The sequence below is a fragment of the Oscillibacter acetigenes genome (assembly GCF_025567605.1).
GTDB classification, from domain to species: domain Bacteria; phylum Bacillota; class Clostridia; order Oscillospirales; family Oscillospiraceae; genus Oscillibacter; species Oscillibacter welbionis.
In genome coordinates this window covers 395,035-408,999 of the sequence record NZ_JAOQKG010000002.1, presented here as the reverse complement: position 1 = coordinate 408,999, position 13,965 = coordinate 395,035, and the positions used below count along the sequence as shown (strand labels likewise).

10 protein-coding genes are annotated in these 13,965 nt (G+C 53.7%); 1 reads left to right on the top strand and 9 read right to left on the bottom strand.

Annotated elements, in window-relative coordinates; genetic code table 11:
• Positions 1-15: 15 nt before the first annotated feature.
• Positions 16-819, bottom strand: a complete 804-nt coding sequence (locus OCV80_RS05840) for a 5-deoxy-glucuronate isomerase (protein WP_021748900.1) — start codon at positions 817-819, stop codon at positions 16-18.
• Positions 820-1,010: 191 nt separating this feature from the next.
• On the bottom strand, positions 1,011-1,913 hold the full coding sequence (gene iolE, locus OCV80_RS05835; RefSeq protein WP_021748901.1) for a myo-inosose-2 dehydratase: 903 nt from the start codon (positions 1,911-1,913) through the stop codon (positions 1,011-1,013).
• A gap of 944 nt (positions 1,914-2,857) precedes the next feature.
• Between iolE and OCV80_RS05830 the strand changes: the two genes are divergently transcribed.
• Positions 2,858-3,268 (top strand): putative ABC transporter permease, encoded by a 411-nt coding sequence (locus OCV80_RS05830; protein ID WP_025543501.1) that lies wholly within the window; start codon positions 2,858-2,860, stop codon positions 3,266-3,268.
• 30 nt (positions 3,269-3,298) lie between these two features.
• On the opposite strand, the gene OCV80_RS05825 is transcribed toward OCV80_RS05830, so the two are convergent.
• The 7 genes from OCV80_RS05825 to OCV80_RS05795 all read right to left on the bottom strand — a co-directional run bounded on the left by OCV80_RS05825 (position 3,299) and on the right by OCV80_RS05795 (position 13,955).
• The gene (locus OCV80_RS05825) at positions 3,299-4,252 is read right to left on the bottom strand and encodes a VanZ family protein (protein WP_025543503.1); all 954 of its coding nucleotides are present in this window, start codon (positions 4,250-4,252) and stop codon (positions 3,299-3,301) included.
• Between the two features lie 91 nt (positions 4,253-4,343).
• Complete coding sequence (locus OCV80_RS05820; RefSeq protein WP_025543504.1) at positions 4,344-6,236, bottom strand: polysaccharide biosynthesis protein; 1,893 nt, start codon at positions 6,234-6,236, stop codon at positions 4,344-4,346.
• 537 nt (positions 6,237-6,773) lie between these two features.
• Positions 6,774-8,702, bottom strand: coding sequence for an asparagine synthase (glutamine-hydrolyzing) (gene asnB, locus OCV80_RS05815; RefSeq protein ID WP_160117402.1), 1,929 nt, complete (start codon positions 8,700-8,702; stop codon positions 6,774-6,776).
• Positions 8,703-9,013: 311 nt separating this feature from the next.
• On the bottom strand, positions 9,014-10,516 hold the full coding sequence (murJ, locus tag OCV80_RS05810) for a murein biosynthesis integral membrane protein MurJ (RefSeq protein ID WP_158629804.1): 1,503 nt from the start codon (positions 10,514-10,516) through the stop codon (positions 9,014-9,016).
• Between the two features lie 39 nt (positions 10,517-10,555).
• Positions 10,556-11,515, bottom strand: a complete 960-nt coding sequence (locus OCV80_RS05805; protein ID WP_136891533.1) for a flagellar basal body-associated FliL family protein — start codon at positions 11,513-11,515, stop codon at positions 10,556-10,558.
• Positions 11,502-12,857 (bottom strand): hypothetical protein, encoded by a 1,356-nt coding sequence (locus tag OCV80_RS05800; protein ID WP_267288276.1) that lies wholly within the window; start codon positions 12,855-12,857, stop codon positions 11,502-11,504. The genes OCV80_RS05805 and OCV80_RS05800 overlap by 14 nt, the downstream gene beginning before the upstream one ends.
• Positions 12,858-13,955, bottom strand: a complete 1,098-nt coding sequence (locus OCV80_RS05795) for a Gfo/Idh/MocA family protein (protein ID WP_136891531.1) — start codon at positions 13,953-13,955, stop codon at positions 12,858-12,860.
• Positions 13,956-13,965 lie beyond the last annotated feature (10 nt).

Here is a 13,965-nt window from a genome sequence, read left to right as displayed (position 1 = left end):
GGTGATTACCTCCTGTCAGTGATTGGGATAGATGTGGTCGTTGGCATCGGCCTTCCACAGCCAAGCGTGCTCCGGATCGTCGATGCGGGTCTTGTCCCAGGGATCCCCCTCCAGGTGCCGGATGCCCCAGGCGTAGCACATGGCATAGCCCGGCGCGGCGGTCTGGGAGTGGAAGCCATGGTTGATGACGGCGCAGCCATTGTGCTGCGTCTTGAAGATCTCGCCGTTGGCAAAGCCCGCGCCGAAGCCGTCGGGATAGTCGAAGCGGTAGAAGTACACCTCCGGCTGGGGATGGTGGTGGGGCGGATAGGAGCTCCACTTGCCGGGCAGATTCAGCACCTCGCCCAGGACCATCTTGGAGAAGGGGGCGTTGTCCAGGTCGAAGAAGGTCTTGATCTCCCGGGACATGCAGCCCATCAGCTCGCCGCCAAAGCCCTTGTGCTCCACCTGGACCTTGTCCGGGGTGTACATGACGGCCTCATAGGGCGTCTCGTTGACAGTGGCCTGGATATACAGCTCACTGTGGGCCTTGGCGGTGATGGTCACCTTCGTGCCGCAGCCGGCCAGCAGGCAGTAGGCATCGTGGTGGAAGCAGTCCGGCCGGTCGGCCTCCACCTTCTTGCCGTCCCACTCATAGGTGACAGAGCCGGAAAACAGGAGGATTGCCACCTCTTTTTTGGCATCCTCATAGACGTAGGTATCCCCCGCCTCCATCAGCAGCAGGCCCACGTCCATCTGGGTGCCCATGTCGTCCACAGAGGAGTCAATATAGGCATTGTACCCGTTCTTCAGCTCGGCGTTCTTGTTCATATAGGCCATTGGAGTCATCTCCTAAATAAAGATTGTTGCTCAAATTCCATTCGCGCCAGCGGCGCGATGCATTTCAACCATTTTCGGCAGGACATGCGCCTGCCGAAAATACATTGACTTAGCCGCCCTGGGCGGCGTCCCCAGTGACCGACGTCACTGGGGAGGGGGGCGGTCGAGGGGGGACGCAGTCCCCCTTCGAATTAGAGTCCCGTATGCTCCCGGATGTACTTCCGTGCCTTCATGGCATACTCCAGCGGATTGGCCTTGGCAGGATCCTGTTCCGCCTCCACCAGCAGCCAGCCCTGGTAGCCGGCATCCGCCAGCACCTTGAACACAGGATCGAAGTCCACGTCGCCGTCACCGGGGACGGTGAAGGCGCCATTGCGGACGGCCTGCAGGAAGGACCAGTCATTCTTCCGGGCCTCTTCCACCACGGGCAGCCGCATATCCTTCAGGTGGACGTGGCCCACCCGGTCCACGTACTTCTTCAGCATAGCCAGGGGGTCCTCGCCGGCGAAGGTGAAGTGGCCGGTGTCATAGCACAGGAACACATACCGGGGATCGGTGTTGGCCATCATGCGGTCCGTCTCCTCGCTGGTCTGGACCACGGTGCCCATGTGGTGGTGGAAGCACAGCTTGAAGCCCCGGTCCGCAGCGATCTTGCCCAGCTTGTTCAGGCCGTCGCACAGGAGCTTCCACTCGGCGTCGTCCATCACATGCTTGTGGCCGCCGGTGAGCACGGGTACGTCCATCTTGCCCTGGATGGAGTAGCTCTGCTCGCTGACGTTGATGCGGTTGGCGCCCACAGCAGCCAGGAAGTCCAGGTTGGCGATGAAGTCCTTCTCCTCCTCCTCAAAGGGGCGGGTCAGGAGGAAGGATGAGTACCAGCGGCTGGCGATGCGCATGCCGCGCAGGTCCAGGGCCTTCTTCAGCTCGGCAGGATCCTTGGGATACTTGTTGCCGATCTCGCAGCCGGTGAAGCCCGCCAGTGCCATCTCGCTGACGGTCTGCTGGAAGGTGTTCTCCCCGCCCAGCTCCGGCATATCGTCGTTGCACCAGCCGATAGGTGCAATGCCCAGGAATACGTGGTTGGAATCAAACATTGGAATTTCCCCCTTGTGAAGCCTCAGAATTTTTCCAGCGGTCCCGTGAGAGCGGGCCGCATGTTTTGCACACTTCTCTCCATTCTGTGTTCGTTCACAGAAATGTGGAAAGCAATCACACGCCTCTCTGCGTGCTCTCTTACAAACTATCATTTTTAGGGAGAAAAATCAACTTCTTTTCCAGGGCCTCCGCCATTTTTTCTATTTTAGCCAAACGGCTCCTCTCTTTTTCGTAGATATAACCGTACTGTCTCCAACCCCCGCAGCGGATGTGCCCGATTTCTCCCTCGTTTCGTCCACAAAAGACTCCGTCCGCCGGAAATCCGGCCCCCAAAACATCATGGAGAAATTGCAGCTGGCTGTACGCTCCCGGAAAAAGGCATCGGCGAAATCGACACTCTGAAAACCGGAATGTCACCCGATAGTCGGCGGCACATTCGCGCCATACCCCCGAAAGATTGCTGTCCCCAAGAGTACGACAGGCACGGAAAACAGTGAATGAAGGCCACCCGTCCGGAGCCTTTCTCTGTTCAGCAGAATCTACGTTTTCTCTATGGAGTAATAAATTTTTCTAAAATCGGAAATGACTTCTATTTTGCGGTAATGTGCATAAACTAACAATGGCCTCTTGTCATTTGCCGCTGCCAAAATATAGCCATGCAGCTCATCTAAAGACGCTTTCCCGCAAGGTTTCCGACATCACGTTGCCAGTCCGCATACTGGAGAAATCAAACGGAGCTGCCCGAAAAATCCTCCATACTGCAGTTCCGATTGGCCACTGGCCTTGAGTTTGTGGCCACGCGCACGAGGTTCTTCACGAATACCTTGGCAAGGAGCTCCGTCATCCGCATACCGGATGGGAACTGTTGTTTCCGGCGTTCAGCATTGTGCATGCCTAATCAGGGAGGATGGGAAACGGATAATTTTTTTGAGGGGGACGTATCATGCAGCTGCTTTGGCATATATTCCGATGGTTCTGCGGCGGAGTCGTTTTCTGCGCTTTACAGCTTCTTTTGACCGGAAACTGCCATTGGACCGATCTTGCCGTATTCTCCCTCCTGTGTATCCCTTTGGACGCTGTCAACGAACGAATGCCCTGGACATTTCCGCTGTGGCTCCAGGCAGTTTTGGGAGGGATCGTGCTGATTGTTTCCCAGTTGACCGCCGGGCTGGTTTTCAATGTCTGGCTTGGTTTGGGGCTTTGGGATTACACTTCTCTTTTCGGCAATTTTTTGGGGCAGATTTGTCTCAGATATGCGCTTTTATGGCTGCTGTTGGCCGGCCCGCTCTTGATTCTGTTTGATATGATCGGATTCCGATCTGGCGGTCCCTGGCCGCACTATAAGCTTATTTGAAAGAGCACGAAGCCCGTTGGGGCTTCGTGCTTACATCTGGAATTCTTTATGGAGAAGCAGCGCTTTGCTTTTCACAATTAAAATGCAGCTGGCCCAAACCATGCTTCCCAGAAGGACACTCATGGCTATAGATAAAAGTCCCGGGATCAAGCAGCAACTATGCAGCCCCGCAAAGAAGACCGCTGCCAGCGCAGCAGTTGACACCGATACCGTGATCGAGCGCAGCAGCGGCCATCCCCGCATTGCCAGCGTCAGGATAGTCATCAGCCCCAACAGCCCCGCTGTTCCCGCATATAACATCTCCTTCATAACAGGAGAGATCCCCTCTAATACAGCGATCTTTCCGGCTGCGTCAAGCGTTTCCCAATTTTCCAGGAACCGCTGACAGAGGCGCTCAAAAACCGGATGGCTGAAGGCGGATTGTGTAAGGTGCGGCAGAATACAGGCACTGAGAAGGCCAATCCCTGCGGGCATCCATGTTCGGATTGCAGACAGCCGGCGCCGGTCTCTTCGCGCGGCTCCTACCCATCGCAGTAGAAACCAAATACCATACGCGATTGCGGCTCCCGCCAAATCGACCGCCACATCTCGTGCAGCTCCACTGCGCCCTGGAACAAACGTCTGATGAATCTCATCCAGGGCTGCCAGGACGGCACAGAAAACTCCCGCGGCAGCAGACCGGCGCAGGATGTTCCGGACAAAGGGCGCAAGCGCCGCTAACAACAGGATGACCAAAAGGAAATACAAAAACATGTGGGCGGCTTTTCTCTCAAAAAACGAGAGCACCTCAACAGCTGCCCCCTGAATATCGGCCTCGGACCGGGCATACGCAGGCGACAGCACAATTAAGATGCGATGCAGAAGTCCATCAGATACTTTCCCGGAGGCAGACGCTGTCTGGGCGGAAAATCCCCAAATGATTCGATACCAGAGCAATGGAGGAATCCAGAGCAGGAATCTGGCAAGGGAAAAATGATTGGTCATAGAACTCTCCTTATATCGTGTAGGAAATCTGTCCTGAAAAAACCGCCATGCGCTGACATTTCGCATGGCGGTTTTTTGAAAATTCTGATCTTTATCTGAAAGCAGCCTGTTGCGGAATGCGGACCTCGGCGCCTTGCCCGCAGTTCACCTCTTCCGGCTCATGGAAAGTTGGCACAACCCTGTGCAGCGCCTCCCGAATGCAGGAGGAATCATCCTTCTCCAGGGCCTCCTGGAGAATCTCCAGCTTCTCTCTCAGCTCACCGGGAGTAATCGCCGGCTGCCGCTCGATAAAAATCTGGCTGTTCTCCGTCTGCTCAATGTCCCGGCTGGCAATCAACAGCTCCTCGTACAGCTTTTCGCCGGGCCGCAGCCCCGTCTCCACAATGTCAATGTCCCGATACGGCACATACCCGGAGAGTCTGATCATATTTTCCGCCAAATCCAGGATTTTTACAGGTTGTCCCATATTCAGAACAAACAGCTCGTTCTTCCGGGCCATGGCACCGGTCTGCAGCACCAACTGCGCAGCTTCCGGAATTGTCATAAAATAACGGATAATGCGCTTGTCTGTTACCGTGATCGGTCCCCCCGCGGCGATCTGCCGCTGGAACAGCGGTACTACGGAGCCGTTGGAGCCCAGGACATTTCCGAATCGAACCGCCACGAAATCTGTGCCGCTGTGTCCTTTCATGGACTGAAGAATCATCTCGCAAAGCCGTTTGCTGGCGCCCATTACAGAGGTGGGATTGACCGCTTTGTCTGTGGAGATCAGCAGGAACTTCTGAACACAGAACTCATCCGCGGCCCGCACGAGGTTTAGTGTGCCAAATACATTGTTGCGGATCGCCTCCTGAGGGCTGTTTTCCATAAGCGGCACGTGTTTGTGCGCAGCGGCATGAAAAACCACATCCGGCCGGTATGTAGCGAAGATCTGCCGCATCCGCCTCCTGTCCCGTATAGAAGCGATCTCCACTTTCAGATTGAGCCGCCCACCATACTGGTACAGCAGTTCCTGCTGAATATCATAGGCGTTATTCTCATAGATATCCACGATCACCAGCTCTTTGGGATCGTGCTTGACAATCTGTCGGCACAGCTCTGAACCGATAGAGCCGCCGCCTCCAGTGACCAATACGGTTTTTCCAGAGAGATATGCATCCACAGGCGCTGGGTCCAAGTACACCGGCTCACGGCCCAATAAGTCCTCAATGCGGACCTCGCGCAGTTGAGAGCGCATCGGCTTTTGGCGGATCATGTCCAGTGTACTGGGCAAAACAGAAATTTTGATCCGCTCGAGGCCGGACAGTTTCTGTAAAATCTCGTGGCGGCGGTTTTCCCCCGCAGATGGAATCGCCACAATGATCTCCTGAATATCCATCGCGCGCAGGCGCTCCTGCACTTGGCTGATCGTCCCCTTCACTTCCACGCCATGGATTCGTTTTCCCAGCTTGCCAAGGTCGTCATCAAAAAAGCATTGCACACTGTATCGGCTGTCTGGATTGCTCTGGAGCTCATCCAGCAGCTGAACGCCAGCTGCTCCTGCACCGACAATGGCCACAGGGATTTGATGGCTGCCCTTACTAAATAGTACCCGACTGCGGTAAACACGGTAGGCAAAGCGCAGCAACAGCATTCCCAAGACCCAGAGGCTGGCCACACAAGTCAGGAGCATAAAGGAAATTATGCTCTGTAGAAAAATGCGGCTCAAGACCTCGTAGAGGAAAAATCCGCAAAATGCAGCCATGAGCAGCGACAGGTATTCCTTACTCTCAGCGTACCGCCAAAGGCTGTCATACGTGCGGAATAAAAGTTGGAAAAGCACTGTGCAGGCATAAAGCAACGCAAAATTTTGAATCAGCTGAACGGATTGTCCAACTGCATCCGTCAGATTATATCGCAGAGAAAACCACGAGAAAAAAGTCGAAAAAACAATTAAAATCAGACTGTCACACAAAAAGAGAATCTGTTTTCGCAGATGATTCATCTTGCCCATACGCTCCTAATTGCATTATGTGTCGTTCCCCGCTTAATTTAGGTTACGATCATATAACAAATTATACAGCGTTATGGCCGAAATTTAAAGTGGCAAATATATCTTTCTGCCATCTATTTTTTCAAATCCATTTTTCGGCTAGATTTTTTTAATTTTGTGTTTGTCATAGAAAAATGGATAAAATGGCGCAAAAAATCAAGTGTAAGCAACTCCTGCTATCGGAGTGCGCACAGGAGGACGTGAGTTTGTTTAGCGCCCCAGCGTGGAACTTTTCATATCCATTTTCAATTAACAAAAGTTCCTAGGCGCCACTCATTTTTTGCTTTTTTACCGCTAAGGACATCCTGTAATTCTGTTTCTACACTTCTGTAGTCAGTAACTTATTTTTACTTTTAACACAGGTCATGCGGATCTCCCCTCTTGTTTGTCCGGATGCGAATATATATCAATATTCGCACCAAAAAGCGAAATAGCCTCCACCACCCGAAAAACTATATCAAAGCAGTTTTCCCCTGTAATGTCCCATACTTATGACACATCAAACTGCCGTGCAAAAAGTTCAACCGCGAGAAATTCATAGATAGACGGTTCCGCTTGATTGCGGGTTACCATCTGTGCAAGCGCCTCTTTTTTGAAGTACTTCTCTGTACGGCAATCCTCAATGTACGCCAACAGATAATCCCGCGAAAACCTCCTGCCCCACTGTGTCACAGGCGCTCCAAAGCCCATTTTATTCGTGCGCCAGGTAACTTCCCGAGGCATTCTTCTGTCAAATGCCTGCCGCATCAGATACTTGGTGTAACCATTTTTGATCTTGTACTCAGGTGGAATCCGACAGCACAGTTCCACGAACTGATAGTCCATAAAAGGAATCCGGCTTTCAATTGAAGCCGACATATACAACCGGTCGTCATAGCGTACAATATGTGTCAACTGGGTTGCCGTCAACTCCGTGTATTGGAGATTTTCCAGTATTTTTGGATACAGCAACTCCCGCAACTCCACACGATTGCGCTGGTCTAACAGGTCGGGGTTGATGAACCGGCCGGCACGATGAAGCTGCCGTGAGTCCCGCACCACTGGCTGATTAAAGTAGAGCGCATAAGCGGCCAGATCTCTCACAGATAATTTGGAATGGCGACTGGCCTGACGAAATTCTGACACCAGAGTCTTCCACTGCTTTCTCTTGATCAGGGATGCGAAAAAGAATGCATAATAACGCTCGTAGCCAAGCATCAATTCATCACCACACTGGCCATTGAGAATCACCTTATAGCCGCGGCGATTGATTTCATCCAACAAAAATTTGCTGCCTAAAAGAGAGAGTCCACAGCTCCCTTCTACATGCCACACCAAATTCTCAAAACGCTTTTCAATGTCCTCGGCATCCGGTAGGATCTGGTTACCTGTACAGCCGCAGGAACGGTTGATAAGATCGGCAAAGAACCACTCGTCACAGGAGTTGTTACCAGGATAACTGGTAGTAAACGTTTGCAACCGTGAGGGGTCTTCCATCTGCGAACACATCTCAGTAACCATGCAGGAGGAATCCAGCCCTCCGGACAAAAGCGCCCCCAGGGGGGCGTCGCTACGCATACGCCAGCGGCAAGACCTGGAAAACTCCTCTGTCACCAACCGCACCCACTCCGCCTCGGTTTTACTGTTATCATAATGAACATGCAACGTCCAATAGGAAGAAATGGTAAAGGAGTCGATGGTGTTATGACCGGCCCCCAGCTGCACAACAAGCTTATGGCCAGGTCGGAGGGTCTTCATGCCTTCAATCAGAGTCTGATCGTTATAATCACTGATATGATATATCAGGTTAGCTGCCAAATAAGAGGTGTCAAACCGCCGTTGTACGGCACCATCCTGACAAAGCTGCTTCAGTTCTGATCCAAACATGATACGGTTTCCCTGGCGCCAGTAATGGAACGGTTTGGCTCCCAGCCGATCTCTGGCGCAAAACAGCTTATTTTCCTGTCCATCCCACAAAGCAAACCCCCACATGCCGTTGAACTGTGTGAGACAATCTTCACCCCATTCGCAGTAGGCATACAGTAAAACTTCCGTGTCGCTGGTGGTGTGGAAGGTATACCCCAGAGCTTCCAGTTGGGCGCGAAGTTCCATGTAGTTATATAACTCCCCATTGTAGATGAGGGTGATATCCCGTTCCGGCAAATACATCGGCTGATGACCACCAACGCTCAGATCCAAGATGCTCAGGCGGCGATGACCAAATCCCAAAAAGGAAGCGGTCCCCACGGCAGTTTCCAGCGGAGGGACCTCCAGCCCTTTTACTGTATCGTTCCCCCCGAAAAAAGATGTCCCACCGGGGCCAATCAAAGCATATCCCTCGTCATCCGGCCCCCGGTGACGGATGACATCCGTCATACGCCGCAAGATTCCAATATCCACTCCACGGTCTAGATCCAGATAACCACTGATGCCACACATAAAATAATTCCCTTCATTTGATATTCGTTGCCCGTGGCAATGCACACAGAGATACAACTGCTTTCTGCGAAGATAGCCCCAAATTGAGGCCAGCATTCGAGGCAGAATGCCTGCACGGCTCCAAAAAAGCTGAGTGGGGACAGGCAAAGAATCATAGCGTGAGCGCGCTAGCAGACCACTCAAAAAAGAGGCTACTCTGCATATGGGACGCGCCGCTTTCTTTCTGATCTCTGCAGAGCGTCCTTCCTCGGACTATAAAAATTACCAGCCGCTAATAGAAGGCTCCTCTTCAGTAGCGATATTTTTCCTGCTCATCTTTGTTTGCGCGAAAAATGACATGGCTTGATAAGCCCGGTTTTCCATACCGCAGGGATGACCAAAACACTATATCCAGAGAACACAAAGAAAGTGGTCAAGCACAGCCGAATCAGCAGCGGCAGTTCTGCAAGCCATTGCTTGCAGCCCCACGTCAAAAGGATGGACAGGATTCCACCTATCAATATGTTCGGTGTTAAGTTCCAAAGAGATTTCAACGACAGGAATGATGCGGTCCGGCGAGCAGACTGCACATTCAGCATGCCGATTACTAGGGTGGCTACGCTGCTGGCAAGGGTCACTCCAAATACACCGAACTTTCGACAAAGCAAAATGCTCAATGTAACATTGCAGGCGATGCCGATGACACTGTTTACCGCGGGGTGCTTAGAGTCCTGATATCCGTATTGGACCCGGCTATATACCTCACGTAACGCCAAAGGGATAAAACTCAGGCTGTAGCCCATCAATGCCTGGGCTGTCATAGCCGCCGCTTCCGCGTCAAATGCGCCGCGGCCATATATGAGCAGGACTATGTCTTCCGCCTGGCTTACTGCGATCACAGTGACAGGCAGCAGCAGAATCACCAGAACCAAAATCGCCCGTTCTGTCAGTTGGGCCACAGCCTGTTCCTTTTCCTGCGAAATATATTCTGTTACATGGGCATAAAGCACGGAGCAGAGGGAGCAAATCAGTGTCCCTACCAGATTGGAAAGTGTAGCGGCATAGCTCATGGCAGTGACCGTCCCATCCGCCAGTCCGGATACCAGGATTTTGTCTACCATTTGGTTGATATAAACTGCACCATAGCCGATAGAAAGTGGTCCAACCATTGCGAGAAGCGAACGGACCTGCGGATTACGGAACGGATTTCTACTGCTCTTCCTCAAATAAGTCCGCGCCTGATAACCCAGAAACCCGGCGCTGAAGGTTGCATACAACCAATATCCAATGACTAGGGAGTCCACGCCCAGATAGGGCGCTCCCAAAATAATCACGATAACCAGGATCACGCTTTGGTACAATCCCTCCAGTTGACCTGGGATAAAGCGTTTGTTGGAGTTGAGAAGTGCATGAAAAACCGCCATCCAAACCAATGGAATGAGGATCGGGGAAAATAGGCGAATATAGCCCCCGAGCTGGCTACTCAATTCCTGGGAATAGCTTGGGGCCAGCAATTTTGAGATCCAGGGGGAAAGCATAAAAATGGTCGCTGAAATCGCCGCTACAACGATGGTGCCTGCGCAAAGGGTGTCGCTGGCAAACTGCCCGGCTTCATTCTGGGTCTCTTCCTTCACATGAATATAAACAGATACCACTGCGGTAAGCATCACTTGAACCAGCAGATATTGGATGTCGCCGATAAATCCATAGGACAGATTGATCAGGTCAGTCTCGGCATTGGCGCCAAAAATGCCGGCGATTACCATCTGCTTGAAAAAACCCAGCGCCTTGACCAAAATCAGCACGCCACTGACAGAGAGAATATTTTTCAGCAAACGAGACTGCATCCCAGAGTATCCTTTCAAATCTTCAAATCACTGCTGCAGAGACTCCTTTTTGTAGGAAGAAGTCTCCCGGCATAGGACAAAAAAGCCGCCAGCACAGATACCCACAAGTCCAAAGAAGATCACAAAGGCCGTAAATGCCTCCTGTCGGGTGGCGGGCCGGGTAGTGTGGCCGATCTGGACCGTCACGTCCTCCTGCTCCGCCGAGAAGGTGATATTCAGATGGTTTTCCTGCGCAATCTCCTCCAGCAGGGCCACTGCCTCTTCCGCCCGCGCATCCAGCGCCCGGGCGGCGTCATCGAGGCGCTGCGCCATTTCTTCACTGGCCTGGCGCAGCGCGGGATACTCGTTTTCCAGCAGATTCAGCCGGGTATCCAGCTGTTCCAGATCCAGCTGCAGCTGGCGGTATTCCGCTGCCTGGGAAAGAATGGAGGCGTAGATCTCATTGACGGCGGCGTCGCTGGTACTCAGGCCGCCCACGGTATCCAGCAGAGATCTGGCATACTCGGATTTGCTGATATTTTGCAGCAGCGTCTCCCGCTCCCGCCGATACTGAGCCAGAGTGCTCTGACGTAGCTCATCGGGCAGGTAAAACGCATCCGGGGCGTTCAGATCCCAGTAGATAGGAACAAGCTCGTCCTCATCAAAGATCAGGATTTCTTCTTTCATCTCTAGGAGCTGCTCTTGCTGCGATTCCGTAATAGAGGAATCGTTCCGCACACCGTCAATGTACGAACAGAGGACCTTGCGCTGCTCCTTGATGTAGTCGTAACAGTCCACATAATAGGTGATACCCATGGGGACCTCCGCAAAGTCCACCGGCTCCCATGCCTGGGCGCTGCCGGACCCTTCCGCCGAGGCCCGGCCGGAAAAGAAGAATCCAGCAGCAAGACCCAGCAGGAGGAACCCGGCCACAATGACCAAAAATAGTTTCCAATCGCGCCGGAACCCGGAAATAAGGTCCTGAACGCGCAGTTCACGATTGTTCATTCTTTACGTGCTCCTCTTTTTGTACAGGAAATAGATACAGGAAGATACAGGCCATCAGGAATCCTCCGGACAGCAGGACGGTACTCCAGGAACCGTTGCAGAAACTCATAGCAAAAAACACACACAGCCCGATATAGATCTTTTGGGGGATGTCTCTGGCTGCCGCATCCAGCAGCCGGAACAGGATCACCAGGATCAGCGGCATCAGGAAAACCCCCAGCACGACCGGCAGATTGGCATACATATCACCCACCAGACCGTTGTTGGCGCTGGATCCGGTCCCCATATATTCTCCGATCACCTTGGGGATCTTAATGGAATAGACCGGGTCATAGGACAGCTTCCCCAAAATCCCGTCCCGGAACAGATTCAGCGGGTGCTCCCGGAAAAATTGGGCGTACACCTCGCTGAGCTGGACAGGCACGTACATGAGCCTGCGCACAAACAGGGACATGGGGGTGAGAAACTGGGCCCCGGCCTCCAGCACCCAGCAGCCCATGACTCCCAGTGACAACAGCCCGGCGCACCAGCGGTACATCCATTTCCGGTACAGCAGGTAGCAGAACAGCAGTAAAAAGAGAAACAAAAACACGGACTTCTGTGCGCTGATGGAGTAATAGAACAGATAGACTACCACCAGCACGCCTACCGCCACGTACCGGCGCTTTTGCAGCCAGTACAGGATCAGCACGGACAAAATGACCGTCATCCAGGAGAGAACGTAGGCAAAAAGACCGGGAATATCGTAGGCTACTGCCTCTGCCCGGATCCCATAGACATCTGAAAGGTTCAACTTCAGCCGGAATCCGGTATAGATCCCCGAGATCCCCATAACGAACAGGCACGCCCCCACACTCACGAGAAAAAATAACAAGGAGGTATGCCGGTGGGGCAGTTTGGGCACCAAGATGGTGGGCATACGCAGCTGCACCGCCAGCAGCACCAGCCAGTACACCGCCACTGCGCAGAAGAAGCCCAGATCACTTCCCTTGCATCCCAGATAGGACGTCATCGGGAGAAAGTAAACATAGTTCATCAGCGTCACCAGGATGGAGGAGGGACGTTCCTCCTGTCCCTGGAGCCCCACCACCAGGGGCAGACACACCAATACCAGCAGCCAGGAAAGGGCGTATTTGATCCACACCAGATCCGTGGTAAAGCCGCTGTAGGCGTAGATGGGAGAGAGCTGCGTAAGGTACATGAAGTCCAGCACCAGCCGGTAGAGGAGGATCAGTCCGCACTGGAACAAAAACTGATGCCTCCGGCTTACGCGGGAGAGCTTCTCCAGGGATTGGGCCGCCCGGCTCCCACGCAGTTTTTCTGTGACAGATGGCAGCTTCATTTACCCGTTTGTCTCCTCTTTTTTGTCAAACCGGCCTGTGAAGTCCAGGGAGGCCACGTCCTTGAGCGGCAGTTTCACCGGCATTCCGGTGGCCGCGGACTGATACATGGCAAGGATCATCTCCAGCGCCCGGCGGCCGGCCTGAGCGTCGATATACGGGGCCCGGTCATGGACGATGGCGTCCATCATATCCGCGTAAACGGCGGTATGGCCGTTGCCGTAGACATTGCTGGTGGCCTCCTGAAGCCCCTGCAGGGCTGCGTCCTCCTCCCGTTGGTCGGCAAACTGCCAGACGTCGATGTTATTGGTGGAGGTACCGCCGATCTTCACCGTTCCCGTCTCACCGAAGAGATACAGCGTCTCTTCCAGGTTTTTGGGGTAGACGTTGGTGGTGCCCTCGATGGTGCCGATGGCGCCGTTGGCGAATTTCACCACCGCCATGCCCACGTCCTCACATTCCAGATAGTGATGGAACTGCTGAGCCGTCTGGGCATAGACCTCCACCACATCATCCCCCATCATCCAGCGCAGAAGATCCACGCCATGGATGCACTGGTTCATCATGCAGCCTCCGTCCTGGGCCCAAGTGCCGCGCCAGGGGGCCTGGTCGTAATAGCCCTTGTTCCGGTTCCAGCGCACATGGATGGAGCCGTGGGAGAGCTTGCCGAACCGGCCCTCCTCCAGGGCCTTCCGGGTGGCCTGGACCGCCGGATTGAACCGGTTCTGGTGGCAGGCGCACACCTTGACATGGTGGGCCTGGGCAGCCTCCACAATGGCGTCGGCATCCGCCATGGACATGGCCATGGGCTTTTCGATGATGACGTTGACGCCGTGGGCGATGCAGTAGAGGGCGATCTCCGCGTGGATTCCGCTCTCCGTGGCAATGGCCGCCAGAGTGGGCTGCTCCGCCTCGATCATCTCCCGATAGTCGGTATAGCGGCGGATGGAAGTGTCCTTCTCCAGGCCGTGCTTGGCCAGGAGGGTCTCCATGGCCTCCGGCTTGACGTCGCACACAGCGGCCAGTTCCAGGTGGTTGTTCAGCACGGCTTTGATGTGGTTGACGGCGATCCGGCCGCAGCCGATGAGCACGTATTTCATGTTGATGGTC